Raw genomic sequence first — 14,902 nt, 5'->3', positions numbered from 1 at the left:
TCCTTGTCGTCACGACAGCTACAGATCGAGCCGAAGCTTGGGTGTCTTGGCGCGAGAGCAACACACCATCATGGTCTTGCCCTCCTTCCGTTCCTCTTCGGTCAACAGAGAATCCCGGTGGTCCGGAACGCCTTCGAGAACGGTCGTCTCGCAGGTCCCGCACTGGCCGTTGCGGCACGAGTAGAGGATGGCGACGCCGGCCTCTTCCAGGACAGTCATGATCGACTTGTCCGGCGGAACGACGAGGGTGGTGCCGGTCCTCGCAAGTTCGATCTCGAAGCTCTCGTCGGTTGCGCCGGACTCGGCAACTGGATCAAACGACTCGAGGCGAACCCTGTCCGCCGGCAGCGATGCCGTGGCCTTGCGAAACGCGTCCAACATGGGCGCTGGACCGCAACAGTAGAAATCGCTCTCACGTTCGGACCGAATGACGTCTTCCAGATCGGGCGGACCGCCTTCCTCGGAGTCAACATGGATGTCGACATGTGGTCCGAACTGCTCGAGCAGATCGCCGAAGGCGAGTTGGCGCCGATCGCGAATGCAGTAGTACAGCCGCCAGGGCGAATTGGACCTGGCGAGCACCCGAGCCATCGCGAGGAGGGGGGTCACGCCGATCCCGCCGGCGATGAGGCAGACAGGCCGGCCCCTGTCGATCAGCGGAAAATTGTTTCGCGGCCCGCCAATTCGCAACTCGTCGCCCTCGCTCAACTCGTCGAAGATATAGGCCGACCCTCCCCGGCCGCGGGACTCCCGCAGAACAGCGATTGTATAGCGGTCCGGCTCGCCGGGATTGATAATCGAATACTGGCGGACTAGACCGTTCGGCAGTACCAGATCGATGTGAGCGCCGGCCTCGGCTGCCGGCCAGCCATCATCATCGAGGGGCGCAAGCTCGAGCGACCGGATATCGGTTGCCAGTTCTTCCACTACCACCACGCGCGCATTGCGCAACGCTCCCATATTGGCGCTTCTGGTCCGTTCCTGTGTCATGACGATCGCGCCGCGTTCCGCGCGCCATAGTGCTGGCATGCCTTCTCGCGCGCCGCTTTGGTCAGCTTGTCGATGCAGTCCAGGAAGGTGTTCCGTTCGACATTCGTCAGCACCGACAGCCAGTCCTCGTTCCAGGCACGGATGTTCTCGTAAATGTCCTGAAACAGTGCGTTTCCGTCTTCGGTAAGCGACAGTTCCGCGGCGCGCCCATCCGTCTGATGCGGTTCCCTGCACACCAGGCCGCGTTCGACGAGACTTGAGACAGTTCTGCTAGCCAGCCCTTTTTCAAGGAATATTTCACGGTTGATCCGTTCGAGCTTTGAGGGCCCGAGCACGCCCAGCACCACCAGTATCCGCGCTTCGGTCAAACGCAGTCCGGCAAGCTGGCCGTAGTTGGTCTCGGCCAACCTCGTCGCGATATGCGACAAAACGAAGATGCGGACTGTGGGAATTGCGTGAAGCATTTCCCTTGAACGGGCCGGTGTCTCACCGGTCCGGTTCGCTTCGCTGTTCGCTGATTGCTCTGTTCGAATAATCGTTGAATCTCCCGGCTGAGTTCTCGCGGTCATTTTACGCAATTTTGTTGCTATTAGCAACTAACGTTTGAGATTCCGCCCTCTCACCTTGCGGCGACTGACACGAAAAGCCTGTTAGCTTCGAATGGATGTCAGGCAAGACCGCCCGCACTTCTGGGTTTGCTCGTGATCTGGCCTGATGAGCGTAGTCGGCGCGTTACAGCTTGGAATAAACTTCCCTACGCAAGGCCTCCACGAAGGCTTCGCGGCTCCGGCCCTTGCTGGAGAGGATGCCCTGCCACTTCTCGTGGTTCTTGCCGAACGTCTCGAGCAGTTCATCCAGGTTCGTCACGCCGACTTTCGCGGCCCGCTCCTGCAGGATCTCCTTGCCACCGGGGATGTTGGTGATGGCAGCGCGCAGCTCATCGTGGGGTTCCAGGATCTCGACACCGTTCTCGGTTGCCCATTTGCGCTCGGCCAAATCGGCGTTGATCTCTCCGAACATCATCCCGGCTACCATTTCCGGCGCGGCGTCGATGATCAGCTTGCGGTTTTCCTCGCCAAGCCTTTCCCACGTATCCTTGTTGACCACGAAAAGCCCGAAGCCGCGTGAAATACCGATGCTTAGATCGGTGACATGCGAAACGCTTCCCCGCATGCCATAGGCCTTGTGCCAGGCCATCGGTGCGGTGGTGCAGTCAATCTGGTTGCGCTCCAGGGCTTCGGCCTGTTCCGATGATGTCAGGCTGATCGCATTGGCGCCCAACACCTGCATATAGGATGCCATGATACCCGCCGCACGGACGCGCAGCCCCGAAAGGTCTTCCAGCGATGCGACCGGGCGGTTGCATTGCAGAATATACTCGGTCGAGGCATAGCTCGTGAGCGGATAGGCATTGGATGCGGCATATTCCTCAAGGCATTGCTCACAGTCCAGCAACAGCGTTTCGTTCAGCGCGCCGGCAACCGCAAGCGGATCGTCGCCCAGGTTCAGCATGTCACCCAATATGTGGACAGACGGGATTTCCGAACCGAAATATTGCGGAATGATGAGGCCCGCATCGGCAGCGCCATCGGCAATTCCCTTGAGGGTCTCGCGGGCGCTGAGCAGTTGCCCGGACGGAAAAATGCGGCCCTTGAGCTCGCCGTTCGACTTCTCCTCCAACGTGTCGAAGAACGGCTTCATCGAGTCCTGCACCCCTGTATGCTGGGCGCTCACCAGGGTGGAATAGCGGATCGTCTCCGCGCTGACGGCCGAAGCCCCGGGGGTGAGAGATCCGGCTACGACCATACCGGCAGTCATCGCCTTCATGAATTTGGCATGCATTTTGTTCCTCCTTGCTGTGTTGTAGTTCTGTGGGTCACTCCTGGCCCGACGGCCCCGGTCATGAGAGGCGTTCGGGGATGAATAGCGAAATCTCTGGGATCCCGATCAGCAAGATCATGATGATCAGCTCGCAGACCAGAAAGATGCCGATGCCCTTGAAGATATCGGCAAGGCTGATCTCGTCTCCGACAACGCTCTTGACGACGAAGGCATTCAGTCCGATCGGGGGAGTCAGCAATCCGATCTCGACGAATTTCACGATGATGACGCCGATATAGATGAGGTTGTATCCAAGCTCGTCGAATATCGGGATGACGACCGGAATCGACAGCAGCATGACACCGATCGGATCGAGGAACATTCCTAGGATGACGAACATGATCGATACGGCCATGAACAGGAAAACGGGATGAAAACTCGCACCCTGGATCGCCTCGACCAGAAAGGGGTTCAGCCCCGAGATCGCAAGGAACCGCGTGAAGATCACCGCCCCGATGGCGATCATGAAGATCTGCGCCGTGCTGTTGAGCGTGTTGACCGTTGCCTCGACAAGGCCTTTCAGCGTGAAGCCGCGCATCGCAAGCCCATAGACCAGCGACAACAACGCACCCATGGCGGCGGCTTCGGTCGGGGTGATGAAGCCGAAATACATCCCGCCCAGCAGCAGCACAAACAGGATCGGCAGGGGCCAGACGCCCTTCAGGCTGTTCAGCCGCTCGCTGAGGCTGGGGCGGATGTCTATCCGCGGCGCCGAATCCGGCCTGACATTGGCAACGATAAGGATCGCCAGCATATAGACGATCATGGTCAGGAGCCCCGGCAACAGGCCTGCCAGCAGCATCTTGCTGATGGATACTTCTGCAAGCAGACCGTAAAGGATCATCAGCACGCTCGGCGGAATGAGCGAGCCCAGCGTTCCGGCACTGGCCACGCATCCGGCCGCAAGCTTCTTGCTGTATCCGGCGACCAGCATTTCGGGAATGGCCATCCGGCCCATGGCCGCCGCGGTGGCCATGCTCGAGCCCGACACCGTCGCAAAGGCGGCGGACGAGACGTTGACCGCCATTGCCAAACCTCCCGGCAGACCGCTCAGCCAAAGCCTCGCGGCCCGGAAAATCTTGGCAATCAGATTCGATTTTTCCAAAAGAGCGCCCATGAACAGGAAAAGAGGGATCGCAGAAAGGCTCCAGCTCGCGGCGAAACCATACACCGAGGTCTGCACCAGCCCGGTGGTGGCCGGCCAGCCGACCAGAATGTAGAGACCCACCATTCCGCTCACACCAAGAGCGATGCTGATCGGAACCCGCAGGGCGATCAGCACTATCGTCCCGACGAAACCAAGGATGCCAACGATCGGATCATCCACCTGCCCGCGCTCCCTTCCCAGCCGAGGGCTCCCTGGTCGTCCGGACAAGGAGGATGACCTCGCAGATCGCCATCAGGCCCAGTGCCAGCGGCAGCGCCCAGACCGGCGGCCAGATCGGCAGATATGTCGTGGCGGTTTCCATCACCTTGCCGACCTGCATCTGCTCAAGGGCGTCCTCGAAGGTAAGATAGGCAAGTATCGAGAAATACACGGCGGACAGGACGAACACGACACTCCGCAGCAGGTGCCTGGCCAGCCCCTTCACCACCTGGTCGATAAGCTCAACGCACATGTATCCATGAACATCTCCGACATAGGGCAGTGGCAGAAAGGTAAGGAAGATCATGTACCAGGTCGAAACGATGACAAGCGTATGCAGCGTCGTGGATGGCGAGACGAGGCGCACAACCGCCTCAACGCAGATGTGGAGCATCATCACGACAAGAACCGCACCGGCAAGGCCCAAGAGAATCCGGTGGACCAGTCGCAAGGGTGCGGGCATATCTGCCGATCTATGTTTCGGCGCCATTGAGTTCCTCCCAGGCTGTGATCAGGCGGAAAGTCTAGTGCGTCATCGGCGGCGCCGACTTCAGGGTCGGCTCCCTCGTGGGCGTGTCCTTGAAAACCGTCCCAAGTTCATAAAAAGACGGCGGGGCAACGGCCCCCCACAGGGTCTGACGTTGCGGATCCATTAGATCCCATTTGATCGGTTCAAGATCCGGATCGACAGTGAGGTAATCCGAGCAATAGAACTCGATGCGATGCCCGTCCGGATCGCGTACATAAAGGAAGAACGCGTTCGACAGCCCGTGCCGCCCCGGTCCGCGCTCGATGTTACCCACGTATCCCGTTGTCGCCAACTTATCGAGCAGGTCGATGATTGCCAACGGCGTCGGCACCCAGAATGCGACATGGTGGAGCCGTGGGCCGAGGCCATTGGTGAGGGCGATGTCGTGGACCCCCCCCTTGCGGTGCATCCAGGCCGCCCAGACATTCTTCGTCGCCTCGTCCTCGGTGTACTCGGTGACACGGAAGCCGAGCTCGCCGAAGAACGAGATCGAGGCGACGACATCCGAAGAGAAGCAGTTGAAGTGATCGATTCTCAGGGGTCTGACGCCCTTGTACAGATCATACTTCTGGTGGATCGGCGGAAGCCTGTCCATCCTGGCATGAAATTCAAGCGGGATCCCCAAGGGGCACGTTGTGTGCAGGGTCCGCCCCTGGAAGGGGCGCTCGATCCACGACACGTCACGGCCCTGCTTGCTGAAATGAACTTCCGCGCGATCCAAGTCTTCCTCGTCATAGACCCTGAAACCCAGCGCATCGGCCGAAGGCGCATCGCCCTTGCGCAGGATAAGGCAGTGATGCGTGCGTTCTTCTAGCCCGCGGAAATAGATCGTGTCGTCGTCCTCGTCGGTAATCTGCAGGCCGATCGTCTCGGCATAAAAGGCGCGCGATCGCGAAAGATCGGTCACGGTCAGGTCGGCGTGACTCAGGCGCACGATATTGAAAGGCGGATACAGATTTGCAGAGGGTAAGGGCATTCAGCCTCCAAGGCATAGAGATGTCTATATCGAACTTGATCGCGTCACACGCCCAGTCACAAAACGCCAATGCAAGGCAGTTAATACGTTAACTATCTCTGCTTGCTGCCCCTGTCAACCTGAAGTCACGCGTCCCGCATGTCGCTTGGCACTTGTATGGGGCGATGATTGTCAAGCTTGATCTGCGGCGATTTCCCATCTCCTTGTTCGGCCACTGGCGACCATCTCCTCGTCCCGACCTGACTTTGAATTGGCCGCCGCGCACAGGGACGGTCAAGGATGGCCGCAGGCCATTGCGAAGCGACCTGCCCTTGACGGTCACGAGCACTGCGGCAGGCTCCGATGGTCAGGCGAGCTTTCCGGCAGCTTGGGATAGACGACGACAATTCCGAGGGGAGCTCGCGATCAGCCGGGCGTGGAAGTCGCGCGGCGGACTTGTATTCGGTCGATCCCAGTGGATCGGAACCATGATGCAATCATGCGCATCGACGGCGAGCTCCGGGGCGGCGGGCCCATTCTTAATTGCGGGGCCAAGCCCCATGTGCCAAGCCGGGACGCCACCGCCTCGGATCGTCATCGGCAAACCCTAAGGAGGGGCTGCCAAGCTGATGTCCCAGTCGTCCTCCTCTTTGCTGCTGGCCGTCATGATGTCGGACGCGAGACACTCCGTGCGGCATCTCACGGTGGTGACGAGACGCCACAGCGCGATGAGCAGCTTGCGCGCCAACGCCACGATCATCGTCTTGCGCGTGGTGCCGCGGCCGTCGCTCGTGCGCGCCTGGAACCATCGGGCGAGACCGCTGTCCTTCTGAAACCGGAGAAGCCGCCAGGCCAACTGGATCATGCCGCGCCGCACGCGGACATTGCCGGCGTGCCAGCCCCTTCTCGCGGCGGCGTTTGCCGCTCTCGTCCGGCGCGCCCGTCAGGCCGCCATAGCGCGCCACGGCGCGGGATCGCGCAGCTGGCGCGACAGCATCTCGTTGACCAGCATGTCCGCGGTCTCGACGCTGATGCCGATGACACGTGCCAGCATGCGAACCATCGCGTGCGGGCCGTCCGCCGCAGCCGGCGCAGGCGTTGCTGCTCGATCGCGCGGATCTGCTCGCGCACGAGTCACAGCCGCTCAAGGTAGCGGCGCAGCTCCGCGCGCGTGTTGTCCGGCAGCGGCGTCCCTTCCGCCGTGCGGTGGCCTCGAGCCTGTCTGCGGCCTTGCGCAGGGTCGGCTTGAAGGCGCGAATGCCGAAGCGGGCGAGGATCGCCTTGATCCGGTTGACGATCCGTGTCTTCTCCGTGACCAGGTTCTCCCGCTCGCGGTTCGGCCGCCGCGCGTCCTCCTCAGCAACCGTCGGGATCGCCGCCATGCTGCAATGGCGCTTCTCGCCGCGCAGCCAGCCGAGAAAGGCGCGCATCAAAAAGCTCGGTATCGAGGCGATCGGTCTTGGCGCGCCGGTGCTCGCGCGAGACCGCAACACTGGCGGGATGCATGACATAAGCCTCGACACCACGCGTCCTGAGCCAGCGCGGCAGCCAGAAGCCATCGCGGCCGGCCTCATAGGCGACGACGATGCGCTTAATCGAGCGTCCGGCCCGGTTGGCTTCGTCGCGCCAGCACTGCAACAGCTTCAGCAGCGTTTCCGCGTCGGCCCCGAGCTTCTTCAGAGGCTGGCGTTCGATGCCGGGTACAAGCGCAGCCAACAGCCACTTCGCGTGGCTCATCTCGATGACGGCGACGATCGTGTTATCCTGTTCGAGAGTGGCGAGCGACCTGCTCGCGTCAAAAGATTGCGACATGGGGGAGCTCCTTCAGCGGTCGTTTCCAACAGCGCCAAAGGTGCCACGCCCTCGCCGCTCGCCCCATAGAAGCTATGCGACAGGCACCTCCTGGTGCGGGTACCATGAGGTGATCCTTAAACCCCGAACCGTGAGGGAGGAGATAACGATCAGAGAAGAGGACAGCTCGAAGGTGCCGACGATCTACATCGCGCTCGATCTTGGCCGCCGTTGCTGGACGGTGGGGATATTGCTGCCTGGGGACCGGCACGCCCGGCTTTTCCAGATCGCCGGCGGCGACCGGGATGCGCTATCGGCGCTGATTGCGCGTCAGCGCCAGATGGTTGGTGATCCAGGTATGCGCGTGGTGAGCTGCTACGAGGCGGGGCGTGACGGGTTCTGGCTGCACCGGTGGCTGCGGGAACAGGACAGCTAGCCTCGAGGTGCCCCGGCGTTGGCGGCGCGTGAAGACCGACCGCGTTGACACGCTCGGGTTGCTGCGGGTGCTGCTGCGTCTTGAGCGCGGCGAGACGGAGATGACGCGGGTGGTGTGTGTGCCGGCACCGGCGATCGAGGATGCCCGCCGGCAGACGCGCGAGCGCGAGCGCCTGGTGAACGAGCGCACCGCGCACCGCAACCGAATCAAGCGCTTGCTGGCGGCCCAGGGCATGACGGCCGTCAAGGTCGGCGCGCGGGACTGGTTGCATCGGCTCGCTGACGCGCGCACCGGCGATGGCCGGACGCTGGACGCAGCGCTGCTCGCGGAGATTCGGCGCGAGGCCGAACGGCTTGCACTGGTCGAGCGTCAAATCCAGGAGGTCGAGGTGGCGCAACGTGCGGCCCTGAGGGCCGATACCGCGCTGGCCACCAGAGCCCGCAAGCTGAAACGCCTCCCCGCCCGGCACCGAGTGACGCGACATCCGCTCGCTGCCAGGTGATAGCGAGGTCACCAGCCAAGTCGATTTCGACAGTTCCAGCGAAACGAAAATTGCGCCAAGATCAACCCGGATGGCGGCAGGCGGCGACATTGATTCTGCTGACATGGCACAGCAAATCCTTTCAGAGAGGTTGGTAACAAACCGACTCTGATCTCCCTCAGGCCGCTGGCCGGCTCGACCACATGAACGTTCCAGCCTTTTGATCGAAGAAGCCGCGCCAGCCAAAATCCGTCGTAGCCGATCTCATAGCAGCACGTTATTGCAGGCGGTACCGGCGAAGAGCCCTTCTGAGAGCCCAACCGAAAATTATGTTGGGTGAGCAAGTTATGATTCTCAGTGGTTTGCGAAGACTACGGAGGATCAGGTGGCTTGGACCGAAATCACCCGGGAGCAATATGACCGCAGGCGGCTGCGCTATGCAAGTGATTGCACGGACGAGGAATGGGCGTTGATCGAACCGTTCATGCCTGCGCCAAGCAAGGTCGGTCGGCCGCGCAAATGGCGGATGCGGGAAATATGGGACGCGATCCAGTATATTGCGGCGGCTGGCTGCCAGTGGGCGATGCTGCCGAAGGACTTTCCGCCCTTTTTACCGGCTGCGCGACAGCGGCATGCTCGACATCATCAACGAAACGCTGGTCATGTCGGCGCGGCTTTTGGCTGGTCGGGCGGCGGAACCGACTGCGGGAGCGATTGATAGCCAGAGCGTGAAGACCACGGAAAGCGGCGGGCCTCGCGGTTTCGACGCCGGCAAGAAGATCAAGGGCCGCAAGCGCCATATCCTTACCGACACCGAGGGCAACATGCTGGGCGCGATCACGCACACCGCCGACATTCAGGACAGAGATGGCGCGCCGAATGTCATTGCCGATACGAAGGAGAGTTTCCCAACGCTCGCCCATCTGTTCGCCGATGGTGGTTATGCCGGCGAAAAGCTTCAAACCGCCATGCGGAGCATGGATGGGCCGACCATTGAGATCGTCAAGCGTCCCGATGGCGCAAAAGGCTTCGTCGTCATCGCGCGGAGGTGGGTTGTCGAAAGGACATTCGCCTGGCTCGGCCACTGCCGCCGTCTCGCCAAGGACTGGGAGGCCACCATCGCATCTTCCAATGCATGGCTTCTGATCGCCTCCATCCGCCGAACGACAAGGCTCATCGCAAGGGCTTGAAATCAATGAGTATTAATTTTGAGTCGGATTCTTAGCTTAGAGCCGCTCGATATTTTTAATCCGGGGGTGATTCTCGACCGGCCGGCGGAGGCAGATTCCGTCCGGTTTCCTCCGGGAGATTATTAAATTTTTCCAGCAAATCAAGGAGCAACTCGAACCGCTCTTCGCCGAACCGGGCGCGGACATCGCCATAGATGCGTCGGCTTTCCGGCGCAACTTCAGCGATCAGTCGAACGCCTTTGTCTGTCATGGAAAGCATCGTTCTGCGCCCGTCATTGACGTCCCGGCGCCTGGCGATGAGTCCGCGCTCTTCGAGATGGCGTAGAATCCTGGTGAGGCTGGGTGCCATGATGCAGCTGCGTTGCGCCACATCGGTCGCATCTACCTCCTGCTCTTCGTTGATGGCGCGCAAAACGCGCCACTGTTGCTCGGTGATGTTATGGCTGGCGAGCAGCGGCCTCATGCGGGACATCAACTTCTCGCGGCTTCGCAGTAACGCGATCGTTAGCGAGCGACGGGTGAGGCGCGGCATCATTTCCGCACGTGAATTCAGGTCTTTAGCGTTTATCAAAGTCATTTTGTCGCCCAATGGTGCGTCACCCCTCTATATGCCTGCCACAAAACCGCTTGCGTTGCGAGACGCGCTCATATAGTTAACATGTTAATGTAATCCGTGCTTACTAGCAAGGCCAATGCCGCATTTCATCGTTGAATATTCCGCCAATCTCGAAACCCGCGTCGACATCCAGGGACTTTGCGAGAGAATCCGCGAAACAGCTCTGAAGACCGGCGTCTTCGAGCCCGGTGGCATCCGCGTAAGGGCTCATCCGGCGAGGCATTTCGCGATCGCCGACGCACATAAAAAAAACGCCTTCCTGCACCTGCAACTCCGCGTCGGCGCCGGGCGCTCGGTGGAGACGCTCAAGGGGGCGGGCGAGGTGATCTTTGCAAAGCTTCGTGACTGCTTGGAGCCGGAACTGGCGGAGCCGTACTTCGGCCTCTCCTTCGAAATCGTGGAGATTCATCCTGAACTCAGTTGGAAGGCGAACAGCATCCACCCGCGCATACGCGGCCATGTGGAGGGAGATCATTGGTGACCACACTCGACGAAAACCTCGAAAAGGCGAAGGCATATCTCGCGCGCTTCCATCGGGAAGGGGTGAGGAACCGCATTGGCGGCGAGTGGCTTACTGCTGATGACGGCACTTCGTTCGAGACAATTTCTCCGATCGACCTAAAGCCGCTCGCCAATGTCGCGCACGGCAAGACATCGGACGTCGACAAGGCGGCCAAAACGGCGAAGGCTGCCTTTGCGGAGTGGAAGGAAATGCCGGGCGCAGAGCGCCGCAAGCTGCTCCACAGGATCGCCGATGCAATCGCCGCGCGAGCGGAAGAGATCGCCTTCGTGGAATGTATGGACACGGGGCAGGCGCTTAAGTTCATGTCGAAGGCGGCACTGCGTGGGGCTGAGAACTTTCGCTTCTTCGCGGACAAGGCGCCGGAAGCACGCGACGGGCGCTCGCTATACGGTCCGGGTCAGGTCAATGTGACGAGCCGAGTCCCCATCGGGCCCGTCGGCGTCATCACACCGTGGAACACTCCTTTCATGCTGTCGACCTGGAAGATCGCACCGGCACTCGCGGCTGGCTGCACGATCGTCCACAAGCCAGCCGAATTCTCGCCTTTGACGGCAAGCCTGCTCATCGAAGTCGCCGAGGAAGCGGGCCTCCCGAAGGGAGTCTGGAATCTGGTCAACGGCTTCGGCGAGGATGCCGGTAAGGCGTTGACGGAACACCCCGACATCAAGGCGATCGGCTTTGTCGGAGAAAGCCGCACCGGTTCGATGATCATGAAGCAAGGCGCCGACACACTGAAGCGCGTCCATTTTGAACTCGGGGGCAAGAATCCGGTCGTCGTGTTTGCCGACGCCGATCTCGAAAGGGCTGCAGATGCGGCCGTCTTCATGATCTATTCTCTCAATGGCGAGCGCTGCACCTCGTCGTCGCGCCTTCTAGTCGAAGCCTCAATCTATGACGCTTTCACAAAAAAATTGGCCGAACGCGCAACGCGCATCAAGATAGGCCATCCGCTCGATCCCGAGACGATCATTGGACCTTTGATCCATCCTAGCCATGAAAAGAAGGTGCTGTCCTATTTCGACCTAGCGATGGAGGAGGGGGCGACGATCGCGGTCGGCGGCAGGAAAGCCGATCGCGAAGGCTGCTATGTCGAGCCCACGCTCTTCACCAACGCGAAGAACACGATGCGGATCGCCCAGGAGGAAATCTTCGGGCCGGTGCTCACGGCGATTCCCTTCTCCGACGAGAAGGAGGCGCTGGTTTTAGCTAATGACGTCAGCTACGGCCTGGCCGGCTATCTGTGGACTTCGGACGTCACCCGCGCCTTTCGATTCTCCGAGGCCCTGGAGGCGGGCATGATCTGGGTGAATTCGGAAAATGTGCGCCACCTACCAACTCCTTTCGGCGGCGTGAAGAGCTCCGGCATCGGGCGCGACGGCGGGGACTGGTCGTTCGACTTTTACATGGAAACCAAGAATGTGGCCTTCGCGACCGAGGCGCACAAGGTCACCAAGCTCGGCTGAAGGCGGAGGGACGTACAGCGATGCCGTTACCATCACCCAATCTCTACCCAGACTTCAACATCGTTCGCCTCTCCCACGTGGAATTCGTAGTCACGGATCTCACTCGTTCCAAAGCGTTCTATGCGGAGGCGCTCGGTCTGCAGGTCACATATGAGGATGGCAACAGAATCTGCTTGCGCGCGCTCGAGGAGCGCAATCACCACTGCATCATCCTGAAGAAGGGCGAGGAGCCGGTCGCGCGGGACCTCGGCTTCAAGGTCTATTCGGATTCCGACCTCGACAAAGCCGAGACCTTCTTCAAGGCAAAGGGGCTGCCTGTCGCCTGGGTGGAGCGTCCGCATCAAGGCCGGACGCTGAAGACGCAGGATCCGTTCGGCGTGCCACTCGAATTCTACCACCAGATGGAGACGCTGCGGCCGATCCACCAGCAATACAGGCTCTACAAAGGCGTTCGGCCGCTCCGCATCGACCATTTCAACTGCTTCTCGACGGATGTCGACAGCTCGGTCGCCTTCTACAACGAACTCGGCTTCCGCGTGACGGAATACACCGAGGACGAGGAGACGAAGAAACTATGGGCGGCATGGGTGCACCGCAAAGGCGGCGTTCACGACATGGCCTTCACGAATGGCCGCGGCCCCAGGCTCCACCACGTCGCATTCTGGGTGCCGACGCCGCTCGCTATCATCGACCTGCTCGACCTGATGTCGACATCCGGTTACCTAGCTAACATCGAGCGTGGCCCCGGACGCCACGGCATCTCGAACGCGTTCTTTCTCTACATCCGCGACCCCGACGGTCATCGCATCGAGATCTATTGCTCGGACTACCTGACAGTCGATCCGGATCTCGAGCCGATCAAATGGGACCTCAAGGACCCGCAGCGACAGACGCTATGGGGCGCGCCCGCGCCCAGGAGTTGGTTCGAGGAAGGCACGCTGTTCGAAGGCGCGGCGGTCGAAGAGCCGAAGTTGCAAGCTCAGCCGATCGTCGCGCCATGAACAACCTTCCCCTTCTCGCCTCCTTCCACGCCGAAGGAATGTCCCGCTACGGCCTTGCGCGCGACAACGGCGTTGTCGACCTGTCGATCCGCTGTCCCGAATGGCCGTCGCTGCGCGAGGTCATAGCGGCCGGGGCGCTGTCGAAGATTGCCTCTGAGGCCGCCGGTTTGCCGATCGATTTTAGCCTCGACGAAATCACCTATGAGATCCCGATTCCGGCACCCGAAAAGCTGATCTGTGTCGGTGTCAACTTCCCCGACCGAAACGCCGAATACAAGGACGGGCAGGAAGCGCCGCCGAACCCGTCGCTGTTCGTTCGGTTCCCGCGCTCCTTCGTCGGCCATGATGCGCCGATCATACGTCCCCCGGAATCGCCGCAGCTCGACTACGAGGGCGAGATCGTCATCGTCATCGGCAAGGCCGGACGCCGCATTCCGCAGGCCGATGCGCTGTCGCATATCGCGGCGCTGTCGCTTTGCAACGAGGGCACGATCCGCGATTGGGTGCGGCATGCAAAGTTCAACGTCACGCAGGGCAAGAATTTCGATGCAACCGGCTCGATCGGGCCCTGGCTGGTTCCATTCGAGGACGAGGCGCAGCTTGCCGACATCCGCCTGACCACGCGAGTCAACGGCGAAACGCGGCAGGAAGACCGCACAAGCCGCATGATCTTCTCCTTCGCGCGGATCATCAATTACATCTCCACTTTCACCACGTTGGCGCCCGGCGACGTCATCGTCACCGGCACCCCGACCGGGGCAGGAGCGCGCTTCGATCCGCCGGTCTGGCTGAAGCCCGGCGACGTGGTCGAAGTCGAAGCGGAAGGCATCGGTACGCTGCGCAATACGGTCGCTGACGAGAAAATGCGCCATGACACGTGAGGAAATTGATCAGGTGGCGGCAGCGCTCGATGAAGCCGAACACACACGACGGCAGATCGGCCTGCTGTCGATCGCCCATCCAGGCATGACGATGGACGACGCCTATGCCGTGCAGGCGGCCTGGGTGGAAAAGAAGAAGCGAAACGGACGCCGCGTCATCGGCCGCAAGATCGGGCTCACCTCCAAGGCGATGCAGCAGGCGCTCAACATTGACATTCCCGATTCCGGCATCCTGTTCGACGACATGCTGTTCGAGAACGGCGGAACCGTGCCGGAAGGCCGCTTCATCCAGCCTCGCATCGAGGCGGAGATCGCCTTCGTGATGAGCGGCGACCTGAAAGGTCCGGACGTCACGGTCGCCGACGTGCTGACGGCGACGGATCACGTGGCTCCGTCTCTCGAAATCCTCGACACCCGCATTCTGCGCGTCGATCCTGAAACGAAGAAGACGCGCAACGTCTGCGACACCATCGCCGACAACGCGGCCAATGCCGGCGTAGTGCTCGGCAGACACAAGCTGCTGCCCACCGAAATCGACATGCGCTGGATGGGCGCAATCGTGTTCCGCAACGGCGAAGTCGAGGAGACTGGCCTCGGCGCCGGCGTGCTCAACAATCCCGCGGGCGGCATCGCCTGGCTCGCCAATCGGCTGGCGCAGTATGGCGACTGGGTCAGGGCCGGCGAGATCGTGCTGTCCGGCTCCTTCGTGCGGCCCGTCGAGGCGCGGCCGGGCGACAAGATCATCGCCGATTTCGGCCCTTACGGCCTGGTCGACTGCCGCTTCGAATAGGAACATGAG

General features: G+C 61.1%; 16 protein-coding genes and 2 pseudogenes. 8 read left to right on the top strand and 10 right to left on the bottom strand.

Translation table 11 applies throughout. The annotated features are described in order from the left end of the window. Nucleotides 1–18 precede the first annotated feature (18 nt). The 8 genes from PVE73_RS26305 to PVE73_RS26270 all read right to left on the bottom strand — a co-directional run bounded on the left by PVE73_RS26305 (nucleotide 19) and on the right by PVE73_RS26270 (nucleotide 7,533). The gene (locus PVE73_RS26305; protein ID WP_277367746.1) at nucleotides 19–1,029 is read right to left on the bottom strand and encodes a PDR/VanB family oxidoreductase; all 1,011 of its coding nucleotides are present in this window, start codon (nucleotides 1,027–1,029) and stop codon (nucleotides 19–21) included. Next, nucleotides 987–1,397 (bottom strand): MarR family winged helix-turn-helix transcriptional regulator, encoded by a 411-nt coding sequence (locus tag PVE73_RS26300; RefSeq protein WP_277367745.1) that lies wholly within the window; start codon nucleotides 1,395–1,397, stop codon nucleotides 987–989. The genes PVE73_RS26305 and PVE73_RS26300 overlap by 43 nt, the downstream gene beginning before the upstream one ends. 325 nt (nucleotides 1,398–1,722) lie before the next feature. After that, nucleotides 1,723–2,832: a C4-dicarboxylate TRAP transporter substrate-binding protein gene (locus tag PVE73_RS26295; RefSeq protein ID WP_277367744.1), complete on the bottom strand. Its 1,110-nt coding sequence runs from the start codon at nucleotides 2,830–2,832 to the stop codon at nucleotides 1,723–1,725. Between the two features lie 58 nt (nucleotides 2,833–2,890). Further along, entirely contained in the window at nucleotides 2,891–4,198 is a 1,308-nt protein-coding gene (locus PVE73_RS26290; protein ID WP_277367743.1) for a TRAP transporter large permease subunit, read from the bottom strand. After that, complete coding sequence (locus tag PVE73_RS26285) at nucleotides 4,191–4,727, bottom strand: TRAP transporter small permease subunit (protein WP_277367742.1); 537 nt, start codon at nucleotides 4,725–4,727, stop codon at nucleotides 4,191–4,193. Before PVE73_RS26285 ends, PVE73_RS26290 begins: the two co-directional genes overlap by 8 nt. Nucleotides 4,728–4,761: 34 nt before the next feature. Continuing rightward, nucleotides 4,762–5,742: a 3,4-dihydroxyphenylacetate 2,3-dioxygenase gene (gene hpaD, locus PVE73_RS26280; protein ID WP_277367741.1), complete on the bottom strand. Its 981-nt coding sequence runs from the start codon at nucleotides 5,740–5,742 to the stop codon at nucleotides 4,762–4,764. A gap of 586 nt (nucleotides 5,743–6,328) precedes the next feature. Continuing rightward, on the bottom strand, nucleotides 6,329–6,586 hold the full coding sequence (locus PVE73_RS26275) for a hypothetical protein (RefSeq protein ID WP_277367740.1): 258 nt from the start codon (nucleotides 6,584–6,586) through the stop codon (nucleotides 6,329–6,331). A 491-nt stretch (nucleotides 6,587–7,077) separates the two neighbouring features. Beyond that, on the bottom strand, nucleotides 7,078–7,533 hold the full coding sequence (locus tag PVE73_RS26270) for a hypothetical protein (protein WP_277367739.1): 456 nt from the start codon (nucleotides 7,531–7,533) through the stop codon (nucleotides 7,078–7,080). Nucleotides 7,534–7,705: 172 nt separating this feature from the next. Between PVE73_RS26270 and PVE73_RS26265 the strand changes: the two genes are divergently transcribed. Continuing rightward, entirely contained in the window at nucleotides 7,706–7,948 is a 243-nt protein-coding gene (locus tag PVE73_RS26265) for a hypothetical protein (RefSeq protein WP_277367782.1), read from the top strand. A gap of 28 nt (nucleotides 7,949–7,976) precedes the next feature. Continuing rightward, complete coding sequence (locus tag PVE73_RS26260) at nucleotides 7,977–8,450, top strand: hypothetical protein (RefSeq protein WP_277367781.1); 474 nt, start codon at nucleotides 7,977–7,979, stop codon at nucleotides 8,448–8,450. Here PVE73_RS26260 and PVE73_RS26255 read toward each other — a convergent pair. Continuing rightward, nucleotides 8,406–8,540: pseudogene (locus PVE73_RS26255) on the bottom strand (IS110 family transposase); the annotation flags it as partial. The gene PVE73_RS26260 and the pseudogene PVE73_RS26255 overlap by 45 nt on opposite strands. A 274-nt stretch (nucleotides 8,541–8,814) precedes the next feature. On the opposite strand from PVE73_RS26255, the pseudogene PVE73_RS26250 reads away from it, so the two are divergent. Continuing rightward, nucleotides 8,815–9,619: pseudogene (locus tag PVE73_RS26250) on the top strand (IS5 family transposase). Nucleotides 9,620–9,674: 55 nt separating this feature from the next. On the opposite strand, the gene hpaR reads toward PVE73_RS26250, so the two are convergent. After that, the gene (gene hpaR / locus PVE73_RS26245) at nucleotides 9,675–10,196 is read right to left on the bottom strand and encodes a homoprotocatechuate degradation operon regulator HpaR (RefSeq protein WP_346772428.1); all 522 of its coding nucleotides are present in this window, start codon (nucleotides 10,194–10,196) and stop codon (nucleotides 9,675–9,677) included. A 115-nt stretch (nucleotides 10,197–10,311) separates the two neighbouring features. On the opposite strand from hpaR, the gene PVE73_RS26240 reads away from it, so the two are divergent. The 5 genes from PVE73_RS26240 to hpaH are packed head-to-tail and all read left to right on the top strand — an operon-like array spanning nucleotide 10,312 to nucleotide 14,893. After that, on the top strand, nucleotides 10,312–10,716 hold the full coding sequence (locus PVE73_RS26240; protein WP_277367737.1) for a 5-carboxymethyl-2-hydroxymuconate Delta-isomerase: 405 nt from the start codon (nucleotides 10,312–10,314) through the stop codon (nucleotides 10,714–10,716). Further along, nucleotides 10,713–12,221 (top strand): 5-carboxymethyl-2-hydroxymuconate semialdehyde dehydrogenase, encoded by a 1,509-nt coding sequence (gene hpaE / locus PVE73_RS26235; protein WP_277367736.1) that lies wholly within the window; start codon nucleotides 10,713–10,715, stop codon nucleotides 12,219–12,221. The genes PVE73_RS26240 and hpaE overlap by 4 nt, the downstream gene beginning before the upstream one ends. 20 nt (nucleotides 12,222–12,241) lie before the next feature. Continuing rightward, nucleotides 12,242–13,222, top strand: coding sequence for a 3,4-dihydroxyphenylacetate 2,3-dioxygenase (gene hpaD / locus PVE73_RS26230; protein WP_277367735.1), 981 nt, complete (start codon nucleotides 12,242–12,244; stop codon nucleotides 13,220–13,222). Further along, on the top strand, nucleotides 13,219–14,103 hold the full coding sequence (locus PVE73_RS26225) for a fumarylacetoacetate hydrolase family protein (protein WP_277367734.1): 885 nt from the start codon (nucleotides 13,219–13,221) through the stop codon (nucleotides 14,101–14,103). The genes hpaD (PVE73_RS26230) and PVE73_RS26225 overlap by 4 nt, the downstream gene beginning before the upstream one ends. Further along, on the top strand, nucleotides 14,093–14,893 hold the full coding sequence (gene hpaH, locus PVE73_RS26220; RefSeq protein WP_277367733.1) for a 2-oxo-hept-4-ene-1,7-dioate hydratase: 801 nt from the start codon (nucleotides 14,093–14,095) through the stop codon (nucleotides 14,891–14,893). Before PVE73_RS26225 ends, hpaH begins: the two co-directional genes overlap by 11 nt. The last annotated feature ends 9 nt before the right edge of the window (nucleotides 14,894–14,902 follow it).

This window comes from Chelativorans sp. AA-79, from assembly GCF_029457495.1.
In the GTDB taxonomy this organism is placed as follows: domain Bacteria; phylum Pseudomonadota; class Alphaproteobacteria; order Rhizobiales; family Rhizobiaceae; genus Chelativorans.
The sequence above is the reverse complement of the archived record's forward strand: the minus strand, read 5'-3'. Positions and strand labels throughout refer to the sequence as shown.